The organism is Salinisphaera aquimarina, from assembly GCF_042643355.1.
Classification (GTDB): Bacteria; Pseudomonadota; Gammaproteobacteria; order Nevskiales; family Salinisphaeraceae; genus Salinisphaera; species Salinisphaera aquimarina.
Map to the genome: position 1 here is coordinate 259,274 of NZ_JBHRSS010000003.1, position 20,842 is coordinate 280,115.

Here is a 20,842-nt window from a genome sequence, read left to right on the forward strand (position 1 = left end):
TAAACCAACGCGCGCACCCGCTTTTTCCGTGACTGTTTCGATCGAGTGCTTTCATGAACAATTCGTCTTCACCGGGCCATAGTCCGGCACATCATCTCCACGCTCAGCGTCTGCCTCTCGTGGTCGAGGCGTTGGCCGATCTCGACACGCCGCTGTCGACCTATCTCAAGCTGGCCGACGCGCCTTATTCCTTCCTGCTCGAGTCCGTGCAGGGCGGCGAACGCTGGGGCCGCTATTCCATCATCGGCCTGCCCTGCGAGGAGCGCATCCGTGTTCGCGGCCATACGCTCGTCCACGAGCGCGGCGACGAGATCCTCGAACAGATCGAGTGCGCCGACCCGCTGGCCTGGATTCAGGCCTTCAACGAGGCGCGCCCGCTGCCGCGTCTGCCGGAGCTGCCACGACTGACCGGCGGCCTGGTGGGTTATTTCGGCTACGACACCATCCGCTATATCGAGCCGCGGCTGGCCGCGGGCGCCGGCAAGGACGACCCGCTCGATCTGCCGGATATCCTGTTGCTGGTCGCCGAGACGCTGGTCATCTTCGACAACGTCTCGGCCAAGCTCTATTGCGTGGCCCACTACGCCGAGGGTGACGACGCCGAGCGCGAACGTGTGGCCGCGCGCCTGGACGCCCTGCTCGACGATCTCGACAAGCCGCTGCCGGCGAGTGCGACCCGCACCGGCACCGATGATCCGGCCATCGACGCACAATTCGACGACGCCCGGTTCGTCTCCGGCATGACCCAGGCCGGCTACGAGGACGCGGTCCGGCGTATTCGCGACTACACCCAGGCCGGCGACGTGATGCAGGTGGTGCCCAGCCAGCGCCTGTCCGCGCCGTTCAATGCCGAACCGATGTCGCTGTACCGGGCGCTGCGCAGTCTCAATCCGTCGCCCTATATGTACTACTTCAATTTCGGCGGCCATCACGTGGTCGGTGCCTCGCCCGAGATTCTGGTGCGTGCCATGGACAGCGAAGTCACCGTCCGGCCGATCGCCGGCACCCGCAAGCGCGGAGCCACGGCCGAGGAGGACGAGGCGCTGGCCGCGGATCTGCTCGCCGACCCGAAGGAACTCGCCGAGCATCTGATGCTCATCGATCTGGGCCGCAACGACGTCGGCCGGGTCAGCCAGCCCGGCAGCGTGAAGCTGACCGAGCGCATGGGCATCGAGCGTTATTCCCACGTCATGCATATCGTGTCCAACGTCACCGGCCGGCTCAAGGCCGGCCTGACGCCGATGGACGCGCTGCGCGCCGCGTTCCCGGCCGGCACCTTGAGTGGCGCGCCCAAGATCCGGGCGATGGAAATCATCGACGAGATCGAGACGGTCAAGCGCGGCGTCTACGGCGGCGCGGTGGGCTATCTGGCCGGTAATGGCAGCATGGATCTGGCGATCGCGATTCGTACCGCTGTGCTCAAGGACGGCGAGATCCATGTACAGGCCGGCGGCGGCATCGTCGCCGACTCGCATCCCACCACCGAATGGGAAGAGACCATGAACAAGGCCCGCGCGGTGATGAAGGCCGCGGCCATCGCCGAGCGTGGTCTGTCCACACGGACGGCCAGGAACAACGGAGACGCATCATGATACTGATGCTGGATAACTACGACTCATTTACTTACAACCTCGTCCAGTATCTGGGCGAACTGGAAGCCGATGTGCACGTGGTCCGCAACGACGAGATCACGGTCGCGGAGATCGAGGCGCTCAAGCCCGCCGGCGTAGTGGTCTCGCCCGGGCCCTGCACGCCGAACGAGGCCGGTGTCTCGGTGGAGCTGATCGAGACCCTCGCCCAGCGGCTGCCGATTCTGGGCGTATGCCTGGGTCATCAGGCGCTCGGTCAGGCTTTCGGCGGTCAGGTGATTCGCGCGCGCCAGGTCATGCACGGCAAGACATCGGTCATACGGCACACCGGCCTAGGGGTGTTCGAGAATCTGGAAAACCCGTTGACCGCAACCCGCTATCACTCGTTGATCGTGGCCCGCGACGGCCTGCCGGACGACTTCGAGATCACCGCCTGGACCGAGACCGAGGACGGCGAGATGGACGAGATCATGGGCCTGATCCACAAACCGACCGGCGCCGAGGGCGTGCAGTTCCACCCGGAATCGATACTGTCCCAGCACGGCCACGAAATGCTGCGCACGTTTCTCAAGCGCTGTGGCGAACATACGGTGGATCCGGCATGAGTATCGATGCAGCCCTGATGAACGATCTGGTCGCCGGGCGCGATCTCGACCCCGAGCGCATGGCCGATGCGATGCGCTCGATCATGACCGGCGGCGCGACCGAGGCCCAGATCGGCGGTTTCCTGATCGCCCTTAGAATGAAAGGTGAAAGCGTCGACGAGATCGCCGCCGCCGCGGCGGTGATGCGCGAACTGGCCACCGACGTGCCGGTCGATGCCACGCTGACCGACAAGCTGGTCGATACCTGCGGCACCGGCGGCGACGCCTCCGGTCTGTTCAACGTGTCCACCGCCAGCGCCTTCGTGGTGGCCGCTGCCGGCGGCCATGTCGCCAAGCACGGCAACCGCTCGGTCTCGAGCAAATCCGGCAGCGCCGACCTGCTGGAAGCCGCCGGCATCGGCCTGGATACCAACCCCGAGCAGGTCGCCGAATGCATCCGTCGTCTGGGCGTGGGCTTCATGTTCGCGCCGGCGCATCACGGGGCGATGAAATATGCGGTCGGCGTACGCCGCGAACTCGGTATTCGCACCCTGTTCAATATCATCGGCCCGCTCACCAATCCGGCCGGTGCGCGCAACCAGGTCATGGGCGTGTTCAACGGCCATCTGTGCGAACCGCTGGCCGAGGTCCTGCACAAGCTGGGCAGCCGGCATGTGATGGTCGTGCACGGCGAGGACGGCCTCGACGAGTTGTCGATCAACGCGCCCAGCCGGGTCGCCGAACTCAAGGACGGCCAGGTCACGACCTACAAGATCGCGCCGGAAGACGTCGGTCTGGAACGCGGCTCGCTGGACGGTCTGCGCGTGCGCGACGCCGCCGAGAGTCTGGCCATCGTGCAAGAGGTGCTCTCCGGCAAACCCGGGCTGGCCGCGGACATGGTCGCTTTCAACGCCGGTGCCGCACTCTATGTCGGCGGCACCACGCCGGACCTGGCCACGGGCGTCGAGCGCGCCCGCGCCGCCATTGCCAGCGGCGAAGCCGGACAGCGTATGGCCGCGGTGGCCGAACTCACACAGCAGATGACCGGCCTGGCCGGGGCAACGCCGCCATGAGCGTACAGACGACCGATACGATTCTGGATCGCATCCTCGCTCGCAAGCGCGAAGAGATAGACCTATTCAGCGCAGCCACGTCGAGCGCGCAACTGGCGGATGCCGTGGCCGCCGCCGATGCCCCACGCGGCTTTGCGGCGGCTCTGCGGGCTAAAACGCCGCATGCAGTCATCGCCGAAATCAAGAAAGCCTCGCCCAGCAAGGGGCTGATCCGCGAGGATTTCGATGTCGCCTGGCTGGCCGAACGCTATGCCGCCGGCGGCGCGGCCTGTCTGTCGGTACTCACCGATCGCGATTTCTTCCAGGGCGACAACGATTTCCTCGCCCGCGCGCGTGAGGCTTGCCCCCTGCCCGTTCTGCGCAAGGATTTCATCATCGACCCGATCCAGATAGAACAATCGCGCGCGCTGGGCGCCGACTGCATTCTGCTGATCGCAGCGGCCCTGTCGACCGACCTCATGATGGAACTGGCCGAGCGTGCCTTCGCACTGGGCATGGACGTGCTCGCGGAGGTCCACGACGCCGAAGAACTGGAACGTACGCTGACCCTGCCCGGACAGACCATTCTCGGTATCAACAACCGCGACCTGAAAACCTTCGAGACCACGCTCGATACCAGTATCGAACTGCGGCACGGAATCGACCCGGAGCGGCTGTTGGTCAGCGAGAGTGGTATCCACACCCCCATCGATATTGCCCGACTCGCCAACGCCGGGTTCGGCGCCTTTCTGATCGGAGAATCGTTCATGCGAACACCCGATCCGGGCCAGGCACTGGCTTCTCTGATTGTCAAGCGTTGAGCAACAGGACGCGCTGAACGGATGCCAAGCCGACAAAAATATGACGAAAAACGTCATATTTGTCATCATGACGTCTCGTAGTCGACGGTATACCGACGCTTTGAATTCAAATTAAAAATCCTGACGTAATAATTTTTATAATTATTATCAGTAATTTATTATTGTTTTTAGCGCAAATACAACCATTGCATACGCAACAGTACAGGTGATATATATTTGACAGACAATAAAATCACTAACGATCCAATGTGACAATTTTTGTCAGCTGGTGATCTGATCTTGCGAAGACACGAGCCACGGGGGCCGTGCGTGTTTGCAAACGCAAGGGAGAGACGCCATGAAAGCATCGCAGTTATTTGCGATCTGCCTGCTCGGCATGCTTTTGATGCTGGCCGGATGTAGCGACAACGGAAGCGTAGACCTGTCCAGAGATCAGGACGGCGGCGGCGACGCGCCGACAATGCAGGATGAGGACAACGATAGCGTTCCCGACGACAGCGACAACTGTCCGCTGGTCGCGAACGTCGATCAGACGGATACCGACGGCGATGGCATAGGCGACGCCTGTGACAACGATCTCGACGGTGACGACACGAGCAACGATCAGGACAACTGTCCGATGGTCGCCAATCCCAATCAGGCCGACACCGATGGCGACGGCGTGGGCGATGCCTGCGACGATGGCGATACGGATACCGACGGCGACGGCACGCCCGACGGCATGGACAACTGTCCGATGATCGCCAATCCCGATCAGGCCGATACCGATGGCGACGGCGTGGGCAATGCCTGCGACGACGACGCCGACGACGACGGCGAAGACAACAACAACGACAACTGCCCGCTGACCCCCAACGCCGACCAGCTCGACACCGACGGCGACGGCGTCGGCGATGCCTGCGAAGACGACATGGACGGCGACGGCATCCCGGACGGCACGGATAACTGCCCGATGACGGCGAATCCGAACCAGGCCGATGCCGACGGCGACGGCGTAGGCAATGTCTGCGACGACGATGACGACGGCGACGACCAGGACGGGGACGGTGTTCCCAACATGATGGACAATTGTCCGATGGTGCCGAACGCCGATCAGACCGATACCGACGGCGACGGCATGGGCAACCTGTGTGACGACGACGACGACGACGACGGTATTCCCGACGACAACGATCCGACCGACGGCGACCCGGGCGACAACAATTGCACCGCCGGCGCCACCGAGAACTGCGACGACAACTGCCCGCTCACCCCGAACGCCGACCAGGCGGATCAGGACGGCGACGGCATTGGCGACGCGTGTGACACCACCAACGAGGTTGCCTGCGGCACCGATCCGGAAGACACATTCGCCCCGATCATCGACCCGAATGCCGTGGTCGAGTCGACGTCCACCGGTCTGTGTGTGCTCTGCAGTGCGCAGAACACCGACAACATCATCGATGCCAATCTCGACAACGCGGGCACGCTCAACGTACCGGTCGGCGCGCTCGGCAGCGAGACGGTCACGGTGACCGACACGTCCCAGAGCTATAGCGGCAATCGCCGGGCGGGTTTCATCATCGCGAAACCCGACAACCTGCTCTCGGTCGATCTCGTGCGCAACCTGACCGTCGTGTTGCTCAACGATGGCGGCGTGGTGGATCAGTCATCCGATAACGCTTTGCTCGACCTGGATCTGGCCGGCCTGCTCGGCGACAACGACAGACGCCTGCTGGTCAGCTTCAACACCGGCGAGGAATTCGACGCCGCGCGGCTGGAATTCCGCAACGTGCTGGGGCTGCTGTCCTCGGTGGATGTCTACGGCGCATGCGTTCAGAAAACAGCGTCGCCGTAACGACGTAACAGACGATGGCCCGGGCACGCGGGCCATCGTCTATCTGAATGACGAGCCGGAGAGGCGCGGGTAACCGCGCCTCTTTTTTTATCGCCGGCTCACCCCATATCCCAGCAATGAGTCCAGCGCTCGACCACGCGCATGCGTCAGGTCAAGCCATATTCAGGCCAGAACATATGAAAGCAACCATCGACTGGCAGGGCCAGCTGCAGTTTTCCGGTACCGCCGACAGCGGCCATGCCGTGACCATCGACGGCCCGCCCGATATCGGCGGCGAGAACGCGGGATTTCGGCCGATGGAGATGATTCTGCTGGGGGTGGGTGGCTGCAGCGCGATGGACGTGATGCATATCCTGAAGAAATCGCGGCAGGAGGTAACGAACTGCCGGATCGAGGTCGACGGCACGCGCGCCTCGACCGATCCCAAGGTCTTCACCGATATCCATCTGCAGTTCTTCGTCTCCGGCCACGATCTGAACGAAAAACATGTCGCCCGCGCCGTGCAGTTATCGGCCGAAAAATACTGCTCGGCGTCGATCATGCTCCAGCAGAGCGTGAACATTACCCACGACTACACGATCGAATAGCGTTCATGCCGGCAAGCGCAGCCGTGCTGTTGCTTGACGTGAACGCTGCGGCGCGGATACTGCGCCTTTTCGAACGGCGGCCTACGCAAAGAAATCATGGATAAACTGCGCCTGCACGGCTTCAACAATCTCACCAAGTCGCTGTCGTTCAATATCTACGACATCTGCTACGCGCGCACGCAGGCTCAGAAAAAAGCCTATGTCGCCTATCTCGACGAGGTGTTCAACGCCGACCGGCTGACCCAGATCCTCACCGAGGTCTCGGACATCATCGGCGCGCATATTCTCAACGTGGCGCGCCAGGACTACGAGCCCGAGGGCGCGAGCGTGACCATTCTGATCGCCGAGGAAGCCGCCTACGACGGCCCCGCGCCGGATGCCATCGTCGGTCATCTCGACAAGAGCCATATCACCGTACACACCTATCCGGAGTTTCATCCGGACAACGGCATCTCCACCTTTCGCGCGGACATCGACGTGTCCACCTGTGGCTTGATCTCGCCGCTCAAGGCGCTGGACCACCTGATCCGCAGCTTCGAGTCGGACGTGGTATCGATGGACTATCGCGTGCGCGGTTTCACCCGCGACGTCGACGGTATCAAGCATTTCATCGACCACGAAATCAACTCGATCCAGGACTATATTCCCGAAGACATCTGCAATCGCTACCAGATGGTCGACGTCAACGTTCTCGGCGAGCGCATCTTCCATACCAAGATGCGCCTGACCGAACTCTCCCTCGATGATTATCTGTTCGCCGAGCGCGCCGCCGATCTGTCCGAGGACGAAGCCGACGAGCTGACCGAGCGGATCGAAGGGGAAGTCACCGAGATCTTCTATGGCCGCAATTTCCCGAGCGAATGAATCGCCGCGCCGTGAACGGCGGCGCTGACACCGCGCCGCCGACCGGCCGCTGAGCACCGAGAGTCGCCATGGAAGTTCGCCCCGATCAGTTGCAACGGCAGCTCGACAGCCAGCCACTGGCGCGCTGCTATCTGCTGGCCGGCGACGAACCGCTGCAGGTGCTCGAGGCCGCCGACGCATTACGCGCCGCGGCGCGCAGCCAGGGCTTCGACGAGCGGGAGGTTCTGCACGCCGAATCCGGCTTCGACTGGGCCCAGCTGGCCAACGCCGGCGCCAGCCTGTCGCTGTTTTCGGAAAAACGCATTCTGGAACTGCATCTGACCGACAAGGGTCCGGGCAAGCCCGGCAGCGCGGCGATTGTCGACTATGCCAAGAACGCGCCCGACAGCACGCTGTTGCTGATTCTGGCCACGCCGCTGGCCGCCAGCGCACGCAAGGCCGCCTGGTACAAGGCCGTCGCCAAGGCCGGGGTGGTCATGTACGCGTGGCCACTGCCGGGCTCGCGCATGAGCCAGTGGATCGAAAAACGCGCGGCCGCACACGGCTTGCAGATGGACGGCGATGCCGTCGCGCTGCTCGCCGAGCACACCGAAGGCAATCTGCTGGCGGCGGCCCAGGAGATTGATCGCCTGGCGCTGCTGCACGCCAACACCCCGATCGGGGCGAGCGAGGTGGCGGCGGCCGCCAGCGATCACGCCCGCTTCGATATCTTCGATCTGCCGGCCAAGGCCCTGGCCGGCGACGCCGCCGGCGCGCTCAAGAGCCTGGCTCGTCTGCGCGCCGAGGGCGTGGATGCAGTGCCGATCACCTGGGCGCTGGTGCGCGAAATCCGGCTGCTGTATCAGGCCACGCTGGCGTCGCGCGGCAATCGTCTGGACGCGATGCTGGCCGGGGTATTCATGCCACCACAGCGAAAACGCCAGATCGCGGAGGCGGCCAGAAACGCCGATCCGGAACGCTTGGCGCGCTTGTTGCTTGATTCAGCACAGCTGGACCAGAGCAACAAGGGCGCGGCCGCCGGCCAGCCCTGGGACGAACTGATAAGATTAACCCTCGGGCTGGCGGGAAAACCCATGCATAAGCCCTCTATTTCCATTAATCGCAGCTAAACACGACATCCATGAGCGCCAACCTCAGCGACCAGGCCGGCAGCGAGTCACGCAGCACTCGCCAGATCCAGGCCCAGATACAGACCCTCGGCAAACGCGCCCGCAAGGCCGCGCGACTGATGGCTGCCGCCGAGCCGGGCGACAAGAATGCCGCGCTGTTCGCCATCGCCGAGGCGCTGGTCGCCAACAAGGACAGCATCCTGGCCGCCAATGCGCGCGATCTGCGTGACGGCCGCGACAAACTCGACCGGGCCCTGCTCGAACGTCTGGAACTCAACGACCAGCGGATCGAACAGATGGCCGAGGGGCTGCGCCAGGTGGCCGCACTCGCGGACCCGATCGGCGGTATCACCGATCTGAACTTTCGCCCCTCCGGCATCCAGGTCGGACGCATGCGCGTGCCGCTGGGCGTGATCGGCATCATCTACGAATCGCGCCCGAACGTGACCGCGGACGCCGCCGCGTTGTGCCTTAAATCGGGCAATGCCGCGATTCTGCGCGGCGGCTCGGAAGCGGCGCATTCGAATCAGGCCATCGCGGCCTGCATCACGCGCGGGCTCACCGACGCCGATCTGCCGGCCGATGCGGTGCAGGTGGTCGAGACCACCGACCGCGCCGCGGTGGCCGCGATGCTGCACATGCCCGAATACATTGACGTGATCGTGCCTCGTGGCGGCAAGGGCCTGATCGAATTCGTGGCCGAACACGCCCAGATGCCGGTGATCAAGCATCTGGACGGTGTATGTCATGTCTATATCGACGACCACGCCGACGTCGACAAGGCGATCGCGATTGCGGTCAATGCCAAGACCCAGCGTTACGGCACCTGCAATACGATGGAAACACTGCTGGTCGCGAAATCCGTGGCGGAGAAGATTCTGCAGCCCCTGTCCCAGGATCTGCATCAGGCCGGCGTGGAACTGCGCGGCTGCGAGCGCACCCGCAAACTGCTCGGCCCCAGCATCAAGCCGGCCAGCGACGCCGATTGGGCGGAGGAATATCTGGCCCCGATCCTGGCGGTGAAGATCGTCGATAACATGGCCCAGGCGATCGAACATATCGAGACCTGGGGTTCGCACCACACCGATGCCATCGTCACCGAGAACGTCACCCGTGCACGGGCCTTCATTCGGGCGGTGGATTCCGCTTCGGTGATGGTCAATGCCTCGACGCGTTTCGCCGACGGCTTCGAATACGGTCTGGGCGCCGAAATCGGTATCTCGACCGACAAGCTGCACGCACGCGGCCCGGTCGGCCTCGAAGGGCTGACCTCGCTCAAGTATGTCGTCTTCGGCGACGGTCACGTGCGTTAGCTGATGCGCTGTATCAACGAGGGGACTACATGAACAACGCACCGGTCGGTGTCCTGGGCGGCACGTTCGACCCGGTCCACAACGGGCATCTGCGTCTGGCCATGGAAATGGCCACGGCACTCGAGATGGCGCATGTGCGCCTGGTGCCCTGTGCGCGCCCACCGCATCGCGGTGCGCCGACGGCCTCGCCGGGCCAGCGCGCCAAATGGATCCGGGTGGCGGTCAGTATCGAGCCGCGTCTGCGACTCGACGACCGCGAACTGCTGCGCGACGGCCCGTCCTATACCGTCGACACCCTCGCGTCCATGCGCAAGGAGATGCCGGACACGCCGCTGTGCCTGATCATGGGTCGGGACGTGTTTGCCCATCTGCCCAAGTGGCATGAATGGGAACGGATTTTCGACAGCGCCCATATCGTGCTGATCGATCGTCCCGATATCGAAACCCAGCTGCATCCCGACGCCCAGGCGACCCTGGACGCGCGCGCGGTGGGCAATATGCGCGCGCTTCACGACAGCCTCTGTGGGCTGATCTATACCTATACCCCGCCACCGCTGGCGATCTCCGCCAGCCGCATTCGCGAACTGCTGGCCAACGGCGAGAGCCCACGCTACCTCTTGCCCACGGCAGTTCTCGACGACATCATGGATGCAGGCGTCTACATGACTTGCGAGTCCCACCCGGCCACGGCCGCGAACACATGACAGTCAACGAAAAGACCGAAACCGCCCGCCCCATCGACACGGCGGACAACGCCCTGCTGACGCTGGCCATCGAGGCGGTCGAGGAACTCAAGGGCGAATCCGTCCAGATTCTCGACGTCCACGCCCTGACCACCATTGCCGATCACATGGTGATCTGCAGCGGCCGCTCCGCCCGCCATGTCAAACGACTCGGCGAAACCGTGATCGAGCATGCAAAGAAGGCCGGTATCAAGCCACGCGTGGAGGGCATGAGCCAGTCGGAATGGGTGCTCATCGACCTCAACGGCGTGATGGTGCATATCATGCAGCCGGTCACGCGCGCCTATTTCCAGCTGGAAAAACTCTGGGACATGGACGCCGCCGGCGACGGCGACAGCCAGGCCACGCACTAGCGCGGCTAGCGCGACCCGCGCCTGCTCATGGTCATTCGTCTGCTCGCGGTCGGCCGTCGTATGCCGGCCTGGGTGACGACCGCATTCGGCGACTACGCGCGCCGGCTGCCGCGCGAATGCCGGCTGGAACTCGTCGAGATCGCCCCCGGCGCGCGTAGCGCTAACAAGAACAACGACATCGCGCGTGCGGTGGCCGACGAGGACAAGCGCATGTGCGCCGCCATTGGCGCCGACATGCACGCCATCGCGCTGACCGTCGATGGCAAGTCGTGGTCCACCGAACAGCTGGCCGAATCGATGCGCGAATGGCTCGCCGACGGCAGGGATCGCGCATTGCTGGTGGGCGGCCCGGACGGTCTGGGCGCGAACAGCCTTGCCCGTGCCTCGCAGCGCTGGTCGCTGTCCGCACTCACGCTGCCGCATCCGCTGGTCCGCGTGGTGCTTGCCGAGCAACTCTATCGCGCACACAGTATCCTGACCGGGCACCCCTACCACCGCGGCTGATCGCAGCCGCCGCGGCAGCGCGCGCTTGCAGGTACGCGCGCGCCTACGGACAATCGCCCTATGGTCTTGAACATACAGCTGTCGTCCGCCGACTCGAGCCGGCGCCCATGAGCGTCTCGGCGATCAACGTGCCCGGCGCCGACGAACCGCGCGTCGAGATTCTGGTCAATGTCTCGACCGGCGAGACCCGGGCCGCCCAGTTGGAAAACGGCGTGCTGCAAGAGATCCACGTCCAGCGCGATGCCACCGGTAGCGTGGTCGGCAATATCTATCTGGGGGAAGTACAGCGCGTGCTCGCCGGCATGCAAGCTGCGTTCATCGAGATCGGCCTGGAACGCGCCGCCTTTCTGCAGATCTCGGACATGGTGCGCCGCGCTGCGGAAACCGAGGACGTCGCCCCGCGTATCCAGAACCGCCTCAACCAGGGCGACCGCGTGCTGGTGCAGGTCTCGAAGGAGCCGATGGGCACCAAGGGCGCGCGCCTGACGACCGATCTGGCGATCCCGTCGCGTTTTCTGGTCTATATGCCTTACACGCCGCGTATCGGCGTATCCGCGCGTATCGAGAACGACGACGAGCGCAACCGCCTGTCCGCTGCCGTGTCCAGTATTCGCGAGGAACTGGGCCTGACCGGCGGTTTCATCGTGCGCACCGTGGGCGACGGCGCACCGCACCATGCGCTGGCCGCGGACATGCGTTTTCTGGCCACGGTCTGGCAGGACATTCAGGAACAGGGCCGCACCGTGGCGCCACGCACGCTGCTGTACGGCGACCTGCCGCTGCCCATTCGAATGCTGCGTGATCTGCTCACCCCCGACGTGGCCGCGGTGACCATCGACGACGAAGCCGCCTGGCGCGAGATGCAGGTCTTCACGCGTCGTTTCGCACCAGAATTCACCGATCGCGCGCTGCATTACACCAAGGACGTGCCGTTGTTCTCGCAGTACGGCATCGAGGAGGCGATCGAACGCGCCCTGCAACCGAAAGTACCGCTCAAGTCGGGCGGCCTGCTGGTCATCGAACAGACCGAGGCGATGGTCACCGTGGACGTCAACACGGGCGGCTACGTCGGCACCCGCAGCCTCGAACAGACCGTGCTGCGCACCAACATCGAGGCCGCGAGCACCGTCGCCCGGCAGCTGCGTCTGCGCAATCTCGGCGGCATCATCGTCATCGACTTCATCGACATGGTCGACGCGGCGCACAAGAGCCAGGTGATCACCGCACTCACCCATGCGCTCGATGCCGATCCGGCCAAGACCACGGTTGGGGAAATCTCGCCGCTGGGGCTGGTCGAGGTCACGCGCAAACGCACCCGCGACTCCCTGCAGCACCTGATGTGCACCGACTGCGAGGCCTGCGGTGGGCGCGGTTTCATCAAGACCGGAGACACGGTCTGTTTCTCCATGTTCCGCGAGATGAGCCGTTTGGCACGTACCCGCGAAGTACGCGAACTGCTGATTCTCGCCGCGCCCGACATCATCGGTCTGCTGCTCGACGAGCAGTCGGGCGCGTTCGCCGCCGTGTGCACCGAAACCGGTCTGAGCGTGCGTCTGCAGGCTGAATCCCTCTATACCCCGGAACAGTTCGACCTGGTGGTAATGTAGGCTGTGCGGCACGCTCCGCCGTGTCTGAGCCGGGCCCTGACGGCGCACCGGCGGGTGCCTTGGTCTGTCCGATCCGCAGCAACGCCTCGCAATGCCCGTTAAGCCCTTATTGATCAAGCGTGTTCTGGTGATCGCGCTGGCCAGCGTGGTGATTCTCGCCGGCCTGCTGGTGGGCGGCGTGCGCCTGATCGATCATCTGATGCCGGGCTATCGACAGGCCCTCGCCGACCGCATCGGTGAACGCCTGGGCGCGGACGTGGGCATCGAGGCAATCGAACTGAGCTGGCAGTGGCGCGGGCCGGTGCTCGAACTGAGCAATGTATCGCTGCAGCGTCACGGCGCCGACAAGCCGGCGGTGACGATGGATCGTCTCGGCCTGCATTTCGCGTTCAGCGATCTGCTCCACGGCGAACGCAAACCCGACGGTATTCAGGTCACCGCGCCGCGTCTGGTCCTGCGCCTGGGCGACGACAATCGGCCCAAGCTCGTGCACTGGTCCCGCGCGGGCGACCCACCGCTGGGTTGGGACACGATTCGCGGCGTGCGCCAGATGCTGCGCAGCGCGCAAATCGACGACGCCCGGATACAGCTGCAGTCGTCGCTGCTGCCCGGCGGTCAGGCCACGCTCGATCCGGTATCGATTCAATGGCAGGACGAGGCGGGTCAACTGAGCTGGCAGGCCAGCGCCGACGGCCCCGACTGGTTGCAGCATATCGAGGGCAGCGGCGATTTGCGTGGCACGTTGCCGCGTGTCGACAACGCTCATATCAATATCGATGTCGACGCGGCCGATACACTCGCATTCGCCAAAGCCAGCGACCGACTCGACCCCGCGCTGGCGGCACGCCTGAGCGGCGGCGCGCTGTCCACGAACGTCACCGCGACCATCGCCAACAGCCGTCTGCAGAGCGGCCGCGCCGAAATCGACCTCGCTGCGATCGACGACAGCGCGCATGACAAACCCATGCTGCCGGCGCTCGCCACCACGATCGACGCCGCCGGCCTCGGCGCGGACAGCGCCCGCGCCGACGGCAACGATCTGAGCTTCGTGGTATCGCGCCTGAACGGCGATATTCCGAAGCTGGCGGATTTTTCCCTCACCGGCGCGGTGGACACCGACACGCCGACGGTGCGCATCGATGCCCGGCATCCACCGATGACCGTCGTGCTGCGGCTGGCACGCCTGTTCTATCCGCGCCTGGCCAGTACCGATGTCAACGCCGCCATCGATCACGTGGCGTTCGCCGCTGGCGTCGACCGACCGATGCAACTCGGCTTCGACTTCACCGATTTCAGCATCGACGACCCGCGCGTCAGCCTTGGCCCGCTGGCCGGCCGCTATGACCAGCACGGCAGCGATCACCGCCTCACGTTCAGCCACGCCGGCGGCACCCTGGCCGTCGATCGCTATCTGCGCGGAGAACTGCCGATCGACGATCTCGACGGCGTGCTCGCCTGGCGTTCTACCGACGGCGGCTGGGATATCGACGCCCACCAGCTGACGCTCAAGAGCGGCACCGCTAGCGTCGATGTCGATGGAAAGGTGCATCTACCGGCCGAAGGCGCACCGGTGGTGGATATCACCGCAAAGGCGGCCGCGCCCGAGGCGGCGCGCTTGCTGGCCCATATCCCGCAGGCGGCCGACCTGCCCAACGAACGCCTGCGCGACTGGCTGCCCAAGGCCATCAAGAGCGGGCATCTGGAATCGGCTCAACTCGAACTCTCGGGCCCGCTGGACCGTTTTCCCTTTGATCAACCCCGAGCCGGGGAACGTTTTCTTTTGAACCTGCGCGGCAACGGTGTGAACGTCGCCTACAAGCCCGACTGGCCGCCGCTGGAGAACGCCCGCGGCACGCTGACCCTCGACGGCGACGATCTGCGCGTGGATGTGGCGTCGGCACGCATGCTCGGCGTAGCGCTGGGCAAATCGCGCGGCCATGTGCCGAACGTGCGCGAACCGGTCCTGCAGATCGACGGCACCGCCACACGCCAGCCGGCCGACAAGATGCTCGCGTTCCTGTCGAAATCACCGCTGCGCGAGAAATTCGCCAAGCTGGTCGCGGCCATCTCGATCACCGGCCCGGCGGATCTCGCACTCGACCTGCGTATCCCGCTCAAGCCAGGGCTGGGCGATCTCGACTTCAAGGGCACGGTCAGTGCCCGCGGCAACACCCTGCGCCAGAAGGTGCTGCCCGGACCGATCACCGATATCACCGGCAACGTCGATTTCGACGACAAGGGGCTGAGTGCGCGCGACCTGCACGGCAATCTGCTGGGCGTCGCCATCACCACCGATCTGATGCCACGGCCGGACAATCGCCAGCGCATCGTCACCGACGCCACGCTCGCCCTGCCCCGCGATAAAGAACTCGTCGCGCATTACCTGCCGCCGTCCTGGCTGATGTACGGCCACGGCAGCGCCGCCACGCACGTGGCGTTCGAGATCGCACGCGATGGCCAGGTATCGGATATCGCGCTCGACAGCGACCTCGTCGGCATGGGCCTGGACCTGCCCGCACCGCTGAGCAAGACCGCGGCCAGCGCCACGCCCCTGAAGGTCGATATCGCCGGCGACGCCAGCCGCGTCGATATCGACTACGACCAGCGCCTGAATGTGGGCGTGCGCCTGCGCGACGGGAAACCCACGCGCCTGCAGGCCCGCTTCAACGACCCGAACCTGCAGGCACCGGACGCCGACGGCATCTGGATTGGCGGACATACCGCGACGCTCGACGGCATCGGCTGGTTTCATGTCGTACGTGAACAGCTGGCGGCCGCGGAAAAGGCACAGGCCGGCGGCGGCGATGCGCTCGTGTTTCACGGCGGCGATCTGACCGTCGCCGAACTCGATCTCGACAACCGGTTTTTCCAGGACGCGCAGCTGCGCGCCCAGCCGATGAGCGCGCGCCCGGGCTGGCGTATCGATTTCGAAGGCCCCAATACCCAGGGGCAGGTCACGTGGACCCAGCCCGAAGGCGGCGCCGTGAACATCGCCGGCAGCCTCGCGCGCCTGGCGCTCAAGACCCGCCCGCCGCCGAAAACACCGCAGGTGATCGACAAATCGCCGGTGATCTGGAAGGACGTGTCACCGCGCGACCTGCCGCGCCTGGATGTGGATGTGGCGCGGCTGTACGTCGACGACACCGATTTCGGCCACGCCAGCGTGCAGGCCCATGCACTGTTCAACGGCTGGCAGCTGGATCGTTTTCAGCTGGTCGACGGCGCCCTGGTCGGCTGGGCCAACGGCCACTGGACCCGGGACGACGGCACCACTCAGGCCAGTGCCCAGACCCGACTCGACGGGCGTGGCCTGGCCGGATTGCTGCGCACGCTCGGCTATGCCCCCACGGTGCAGGCCAAGGCTGCACGCGTGGATGCGCGCCTGCGTATCGCGCCCAATCCGGACGGCCTCGACCTGCGCAAGCTCAACGGCGAGGTCGGGCTCGCGCTAGACGACGGCACCCTGGTGTCGGTGGAACCGGGCGCGGCCCGGGTGCTCGGACTGGTGAATCTGTATGTATTGCCGCGACGCCTGCGCATGGATTTTCGTGATGTCGTCGACGAAGGCCTCGCCTTCGACAGCGTGCGGGCCAACTTCGATATCCGCGACGGTGACGCCCACAGCGACAATGTGCGCATCAACACGCCGTCCTCGAAAATCCGCATGAGCGGCCGTATCGGCCTCGCGGCGCGCGATTACGACGAACGCGTCACCATCTCCCCCAAGGTCGGCAGCAGTGTCGCCATCGCCAGCGGCGTGCTGGGCGGGCCGCTGGTAGGCGCCGCGGTGTTCGCGTTCCAGGAATTGTTCAAAAAGCCAATACAGAAATTCTCCAGCATCGCGTATACCCTTAAAGGCAGCTGGGACGATCCGACGATTGCGGAACCCAGCACCGAGGAATGACGTCGAAGCGCTGGTATTGTCCCGCGCCCGCCACGAGAAAGAGCATGCTCGAAACCGACACGCCCCGTATTGCCGCTATCCAGATGAGCTCCCGCGGCGAAGTCGCGCCCAATCTCGCACGCGCCGGCGATCTGCTCGCCGACGCGGCCAAGCGCGGCGCCCGGCTCGCGGTCCTGCCGGAAAACTTCGCCCTGATGGGCGCCCACGAAACCGACAAGCTCGGCGTCGCCGAGCCGGACGCAGCCCACGGTGACGACGGCGATACGCCGATTCAGGATTTTCTCAGCCGTGCCGCCCGTGACAACGGGCTGTGGATCGTGGCCGGCACGATACCCATCGCCAGCCCCGAGCCCGATCGGGTCTATGCCGCCTGCCTGGTCTACAACGACCAGGGCGAGCGCGTGGGCCGCTACGACAAGATTCATCTGTTCGACGTCGGCCTGCCGGATTCGCGCGAGGCCTACCGGGAATCGGCCACCTTCGTCGCCGGCGAGACCACGCCGGTCGTGCTCGACACACCGTTCGGCAAGCTCGGGCTGAGCGTCTGCTACGACCTGCGTTTCCCGGAACTCTACCGCGCCCTGTCGGCGGCGGGCGCCGAGATCATCGTCGCCCCCTCGGCGTTCACACAGACCACCGGCCACGCTCACTGGCACGTGCTCGCCCGCGCCCGCGCGATCGAGAACCTGGCAACGCTGGTGGCGCCCAATCAGACGGGCAGCCATGCCAGCGGCCGTCAGACCTACGGCCACAGCCTTATCGTCGACGCCTGGGGCCAGGTCCAGGCTGAGGCCAAGACCACGGCCAACGAGGTCGTCGTGGCCGATATCGACCGCAACCGGCTCGCCGAGCTGCGCAGCGGTTTCCCCTGCCTGTCGCATCGCCGACTCGGCTGATTTCTTTCCAAGATCCAGAGCAAGGAACGCCTCATGGCACGACAGATCCAGTTCAAGCAGACCGGTGGCCCCGACGTCCTCGAAGTCGCCGAAATCAAGCCGCCCCGCCCCGGCAAGGGTGAAGTGCGCATCGCCAACCGCGCCATCGGCCTGAACTTCATCGATATCTATGTCCGCAGCGGCCTGTATCCGGCGCCCCTGCCCAGCCTGCTGGGTACCGAAGGCGCGGGCGTGATCGAGGCGGTCGGCGAAGGCGTGGACGATTTCGCCGAGGGCGATCACGTGGCCTATGCGCAGGGCCCGCTGGGCGCCTACTCGGACTTCATCGTGATCCCGGCGGACAAGGTCATCACCCTGCCACGTTCCATCGATTTCGAGACCGCGGCAGCCGGCATGCTCAAGGGCCTGACCGTGCAGTATCTGCTGCGCCAGACCTACAGCGTCGGCGAAGACGACACGATTCTGTTTCATGCCGCGGCCGGCGGCGTGGGCTCGATCGCCTGCCAGTGGGCGCATGCCCTGGGCGCGCATGTGATCGGCACCGTATCGTCGGGCGAAAAATCCGATATCGCCAAGAACAACGGTGCCTGGATGACCATAGACTATACGCGCGAGTCGGTGCCCGAGCGGGTACGCGAGCTCACCGACGGCGCCATGGTACCGGTGGTCTATGACTCGGTCGGCAAGGATACCTGGACCGATTCGCTGTCCTGTCTGTCAAAGCGCGGGTTGATGGTGTCCTTCGGCAATGCCTCGGGGCCGGTCGAAGGCGTGAACCTGGTCGAGCTCAACAAGGGGGGCTCGCTGTTCGTCACCCGTCCCAGCCTCGGCGGCTACGCCGATACCCGCGAGCGCTTCGAGATGATGTGCGACGACTTCTTTGGCGTCCTCGAGGCGGGCGACGTAAAGATCAACATCGGCCAACGCTTCGCCCTTGAAGACGCCGGGAAGGCACATCAGGCCCTGGCCAACCGGGAAACCACCGGCTCGACCATCCTGACGCTCTGAGTCATAGCGCGTCGGCACAGCCGCGGGCCGGATCAGGGCAGCCAGCGGCTGCCCGATCGCTCTCCGGTTCAGCAACCGTCGGAACAGGATATCAGGAGCCCGCCATAACGCATTCACCCGACATCGCGATCCGGAACGCGGTCGCGGCCGATGCCCCAGCCATCACCGATATCGTTCAGTCTGCCTATCGACACTACGTCGAGCGGCTGGGCCGCGCTCCGGCGCCCATGCTCGTCGACTACCGGCAGGCCATTGCCGATAGTGACGTGTATGTGGCCGTACGCGATGCGGCTATCCTGGGTATGGTCGTACTCTCGGCGCGCGATGCCGGCTTCATGCTCAATAACCTCGCGGTCGCGCCGGACTGGCAGGGACATGGCATCGGCCGGGCCCTGATCGACTTCGCCGAAAATCAGGCGCGCGTCCACGGACACGACCGTATTCTGCTCTATACGAACGAGAAGATGACCGAGAACCTAGCGCTGTACCGGCGCCTCGGCTACATCGAAATCGCGCGCCGCCACGAACAGGGATATCGCCGTATCTATATGCAGAAGCCGCTCCGCGCATGAGCCCGCGGTGTTAACCTGACGGCATGAACAACGCAATCGATATCGCAAGCGACACCCTGCTGGGCACAGCCGGCATCGACGCCCACCAGCTCGAGGCCACCCTCGGCGCGCTGATGGTCCCCGGCGTGGACTACGCCGATCTGTATTTCCAGATTCTCAAGAACGAATCCTGGATGCTGGAGGACGGCGTGGTCCGCAGCGCCGGCGCAAGCACGTCCCAGGGCGTGGGCGTACGTGCCCTGGCCGGCGAGCAGACCGGCTTTGCCTATGCCGATGAACTCGCCTTTCCGGCGCTCACGCAGGCATCCCGGGCGGCGGCGGCCATTGCCCGCAGCGGTCAAAGCGCAACCGCCAACGCGCTGACCCGTGGCCAGGGCGGCGCGCTCAGCCGCTATGCGCCGATCGACCCGGCCGCCACCCTCGGCGCCGACGCCAAGGTGGCGCTGCTGCATCACGCCGACAAGATCGCGCGCGACGCCGATCCCCGCGTCGTGCGGGTGACAGTGTCGCTGGCCGGCTCTTCCGACACCATGCTGGTGGCCGCCAGCGACGGCACCCTGGCCGGCGACGTACGCCCGCTGGTGCGCGTGAACGTATCCGTGCAGGTGGAAGAAAACGGCGTGCGCGAGTCGGCCTCGGCCGGCGGCGGCGCGCGCATGGGTTACGATTATTTCTCTGCCGACGGCGATCGCGTGGCCGGCTATGCCAAAGAAGCCGTGCGCCGTGCGCTGGTGCGCCTGCATGCGGAAGCCGCGCCGGCCGGCAGCCTGCCGGTAGTGTTGGGCAACGGCTGGCCGGGCGTGCTGCTGCACGAGGCCGTCGGCCACGGCCTGGAAGGCGATTTCAATCGCCGCGGTTCGTCCAACTACGCCGGACGCATCGGCGAGAAAGTCGCCTCCGATCTGTGCACGATCGTCGACGACGGCACCCTGGACGGGTTGCGCGGCTCATTGGCCATCGACGACGAAGGCACCCCCGCGGCCTGCAACACGCTGATCGAGAACGGGCGCCTGGTCGGCTATATGCAGGACAAGCAGAACGCGCGCCTGATGGGCATGGCCGCCACCGGCAACGCCCGCCGTGAATCCTATGCGCACACCGTCATGCCGCGCATGACCAACACCTACATGCGCCCGGGTGACGCCGCCCCGGCCGACATCATCGGCTCGGTCGACAACGGCATTTATGCGGTGAACTTCTCCGGCGGCTCGGTGGATATCACCTCCGGCAACTTCGTGTTCTCCGCGGACGAGGCCTACCGCATCGAAAACGGCAAGGTGGGCGCGCCGATCAAGGGCGCCACGCTCATCGGCAACGGCCCCGACGTGCTCGAGCGCATCTCCATGGTCGGCAACGACTGGGCGCTGGACAGCGGCATCGGCGTCTGCGGCAAGAACGGCCAGAGCGTGCCGGTCGGTGTGGGCCAGCCCACGCTCAAGGTCGATGCGATCACGGTCGGCGGCACCCAGCAGGGCTGAACGGGCGTGTCTGCACACCAC

18 protein-coding genes are annotated in these 20,842 nt (G+C 65.1%); all 18 read left to right on the forward strand.

Features of this window, described 5'->3' with window-relative positions; genetic code table 11:
* Positions 1 to 53 precede the first annotated feature (53 nt).
* The 18 genes from trpE (at position 54) to tldD (ending at position 20,821) form a co-directional block, all read left to right on the forward strand.
* Positions 54 to 1,592, forward strand: a complete 1,539-nt coding sequence (trpE, locus tag ACFOSU_RS04750; RefSeq protein ID WP_380686993.1) for an anthranilate synthase component I — start codon at positions 54 to 56, stop codon at positions 1,590 to 1,592.
* On the forward strand, positions 1,589 to 2,194 hold the full coding sequence (locus ACFOSU_RS04755) for an anthranilate synthase component II (RefSeq protein ID WP_380686995.1): 606 nt from the start codon (positions 1,589 to 1,591) through the stop codon (positions 2,192 to 2,194). The genes trpE and ACFOSU_RS04755 overlap by 4 nt, the downstream gene beginning before the upstream one ends.
* Positions 2,191 to 3,246: an anthranilate phosphoribosyltransferase gene (gene trpD / locus ACFOSU_RS04760; RefSeq protein WP_380686998.1), complete on the forward strand. Its 1,056-nt coding sequence runs from the start codon at positions 2,191 to 2,193 to the stop codon at positions 3,244 to 3,246. The genes ACFOSU_RS04755 and trpD overlap by 4 nt, the downstream gene beginning before the upstream one ends.
* Complete coding sequence (gene trpC, locus ACFOSU_RS04765; RefSeq protein ID WP_380687000.1) at positions 3,243 to 4,046, forward strand: indole-3-glycerol phosphate synthase TrpC; 804 nt, start codon at positions 3,243 to 3,245, stop codon at positions 4,044 to 4,046. The genes trpD and trpC overlap by 4 nt, the downstream gene beginning before the upstream one ends.
* A 337-nt stretch (positions 4,047 to 4,383) precedes the next feature.
* Complete coding sequence (locus ACFOSU_RS04770) at positions 4,384 to 5,883, forward strand: thrombospondin type 3 repeat-containing protein (protein ID WP_380687002.1); 1,500 nt, start codon at positions 4,384 to 4,386, stop codon at positions 5,881 to 5,883.
* A 176-nt stretch (positions 5,884 to 6,059) separates the two neighbouring features.
* Complete coding sequence (locus tag ACFOSU_RS04775) at positions 6,060 to 6,470, forward strand: OsmC family protein (protein ID WP_380687003.1); 411 nt, start codon at positions 6,060 to 6,062, stop codon at positions 6,468 to 6,470.
* Between the two features lie 93 nt (positions 6,471 to 6,563).
* A complete protein-coding gene (gene speD / locus ACFOSU_RS04780) occupies positions 6,564 to 7,334 on the forward strand; it encodes an adenosylmethionine decarboxylase (RefSeq protein WP_380689160.1) in 771 nt (256 codons plus the stop codon).
* A gap of 68 nt (positions 7,335 to 7,402) precedes the next feature.
* Positions 7,403 to 8,443 carry a DNA polymerase III subunit delta gene (gene holA, locus ACFOSU_RS04785; RefSeq protein ID WP_380687005.1) on the forward strand — a complete coding sequence of 347 codons (1,041 nt, stop codon included), beginning with the start codon at positions 7,403 to 7,405 and terminating at the stop codon, positions 8,441 to 8,443.
* Positions 8,444 to 8,454: 11 nt separating this feature from the next.
* A complete protein-coding gene (locus ACFOSU_RS04790; protein ID WP_380687007.1) occupies positions 8,455 to 9,756 on the forward strand; it encodes a glutamate-5-semialdehyde dehydrogenase in 1,302 nt (433 codons plus the stop codon).
* A gap of 29 nt (positions 9,757 to 9,785) precedes the next feature.
* A complete protein-coding gene (gene nadD / locus ACFOSU_RS04795; RefSeq protein WP_380687009.1) occupies positions 9,786 to 10,460 on the forward strand; it encodes a nicotinate-nucleotide adenylyltransferase in 675 nt (224 codons plus the stop codon).
* On the forward strand, positions 10,457 to 10,852 hold the full coding sequence (gene rsfS, locus ACFOSU_RS04800; protein WP_380687011.1) for a ribosome silencing factor: 396 nt from the start codon (positions 10,457 to 10,459) through the stop codon (positions 10,850 to 10,852). Before nadD ends, rsfS begins: the two co-directional genes overlap by 4 nt.
* Before the next feature lie 27 nt (positions 10,853 to 10,879).
* A complete protein-coding gene (rlmH, locus tag ACFOSU_RS04805) occupies positions 10,880 to 11,356 on the forward strand; it encodes a 23S rRNA (pseudouridine(1915)-N(3))-methyltransferase RlmH (RefSeq protein ID WP_380687013.1) in 477 nt (158 codons plus the stop codon).
* A gap of 107 nt (positions 11,357 to 11,463) precedes the next feature.
* A complete protein-coding gene (locus ACFOSU_RS04810; RefSeq protein ID WP_380687015.1) occupies positions 11,464 to 12,963 on the forward strand; it encodes an Rne/Rng family ribonuclease in 1,500 nt (499 codons plus the stop codon).
* 91 nt (positions 12,964 to 13,054) lie between these two features.
* Positions 13,055 to 16,867 carry a YhdP family protein gene (locus ACFOSU_RS04815; RefSeq protein WP_380687017.1) on the forward strand — a complete coding sequence of 1,271 codons (3,813 nt, stop codon included), beginning with the start codon at positions 13,055 to 13,057 and terminating at the stop codon, positions 16,865 to 16,867.
* A gap of 44 nt (positions 16,868 to 16,911) precedes the next feature.
* The gene (locus ACFOSU_RS04820) at positions 16,912 to 17,763 is read left to right on the forward strand and encodes a carbon-nitrogen hydrolase family protein (protein ID WP_380687018.1); all 852 of its coding nucleotides are present in this window, start codon (positions 16,912 to 16,914) and stop codon (positions 17,761 to 17,763) included.
* A 33-nt stretch (positions 17,764 to 17,796) separates the two neighbouring features.
* On the forward strand, positions 17,797 to 18,771 hold the full coding sequence (locus ACFOSU_RS04825; RefSeq protein WP_380687020.1) for a quinone oxidoreductase family protein: 975 nt from the start codon (positions 17,797 to 17,799) through the stop codon (positions 18,769 to 18,771).
* Between the two features lie 227 nt (positions 18,772 to 18,998).
* The gene (locus ACFOSU_RS04830; RefSeq protein WP_380687022.1) at positions 18,999 to 19,343 is read left to right on the forward strand and encodes a GNAT family N-acetyltransferase; all 345 of its coding nucleotides are present in this window, start codon (positions 18,999 to 19,001) and stop codon (positions 19,341 to 19,343) included.
* A gap of 23 nt (positions 19,344 to 19,366) precedes the next feature.
* On the forward strand, positions 19,367 to 20,821 hold the full coding sequence (gene tldD / locus ACFOSU_RS04835; protein ID WP_380687024.1) for a metalloprotease TldD: 1,455 nt from the start codon (positions 19,367 to 19,369) through the stop codon (positions 20,819 to 20,821).
* Positions 20,822 to 20,842: the final 21 nt, after the last annotated feature.

What these genes read in the sequence shown, in the direction of transcription:
- rlmH (WP_380687013.1), top strand. Translation starts at nt 10,880, where the DNA reads ATGGTCATTCGTCTGCTCGCGGTCGGCCGTCGTATGCCGGCCTGGGTG.
- ACFOSU_RS04825 (WP_380687020.1), top strand. Translation starts at nt 17,797, where the DNA reads ATGGCACGACAGATCCAGTTCAAGCAGACCGGTGGCCCCGACGTCCTC.
- ACFOSU_RS04815 (WP_380687017.1), top strand. Translation starts at nt 13,055, where the DNA reads ATGCCCGTTAAGCCCTTATTGATCAAGCGTGTTCTGGTGATCGCGCTG.
- nadD (WP_380687009.1), top strand. Translation starts at nt 9,786, where the DNA reads ATGAACAACGCACCGGTCGGTGTCCTGGGCGGCACGTTCGACCCGGTC.
- ACFOSU_RS04775 (WP_380687003.1), top strand. Translation starts at nt 6,060, where the DNA reads ATGAAAGCAACCATCGACTGGCAGGGCCAGCTGCAGTTTTCCGGTACC.
- ACFOSU_RS04810 (WP_380687015.1), top strand. Translation starts at nt 11,464, where the DNA reads ATGAGCGTCTCGGCGATCAACGTGCCCGGCGCCGACGAACCGCGCGTC.
- holA (WP_380687005.1), top strand. Translation starts at nt 7,403, where the DNA reads ATGGAAGTTCGCCCCGATCAGTTGCAACGGCAGCTCGACAGCCAGCCA.
- ACFOSU_RS04790 (WP_380687007.1), top strand. Translation starts at nt 8,455, where the DNA reads ATGAGCGCCAACCTCAGCGACCAGGCCGGCAGCGAGTCACGCAGCACT.
- trpD (WP_380686998.1), top strand. Translation starts at nt 2,191, where the DNA reads ATGAGTATCGATGCAGCCCTGATGAACGATCTGGTCGCCGGGCGCGAT.
- ACFOSU_RS04830 (WP_380687022.1), top strand. Translation starts at nt 18,999, where the DNA reads ATGCTCGTCGACTACCGGCAGGCCATTGCCGATAGTGACGTGTATGTG.
- rsfS (WP_380687011.1), top strand. Translation starts at nt 10,457, where the DNA reads ATGACAGTCAACGAAAAGACCGAAACCGCCCGCCCCATCGACACGGCG.
- trpE (WP_380686993.1), top strand. Translation starts at nt 54, where the DNA reads ATGAACAATTCGTCTTCACCGGGCCATAGTCCGGCACATCATCTCCAC.
- tldD (WP_380687024.1), top strand. Translation starts at nt 19,367, where the DNA reads ATGAACAACGCAATCGATATCGCAAGCGACACCCTGCTGGGCACAGCC.
- ACFOSU_RS04770 (WP_380687002.1), top strand. Translation starts at nt 4,384, where the DNA reads ATGAAAGCATCGCAGTTATTTGCGATCTGCCTGCTCGGCATGCTTTTG.
- ACFOSU_RS04820 (WP_380687018.1), top strand. Translation starts at nt 16,912, where the DNA reads ATGCTCGAAACCGACACGCCCCGTATTGCCGCTATCCAGATGAGCTCC.
- ACFOSU_RS04755 (WP_380686995.1), top strand. Translation starts at nt 1,589, where the DNA reads ATGATACTGATGCTGGATAACTACGACTCATTTACTTACAACCTCGTC.
- trpC (WP_380687000.1), top strand. Translation starts at nt 3,243, where the DNA reads ATGAGCGTACAGACGACCGATACGATTCTGGATCGCATCCTCGCTCGC.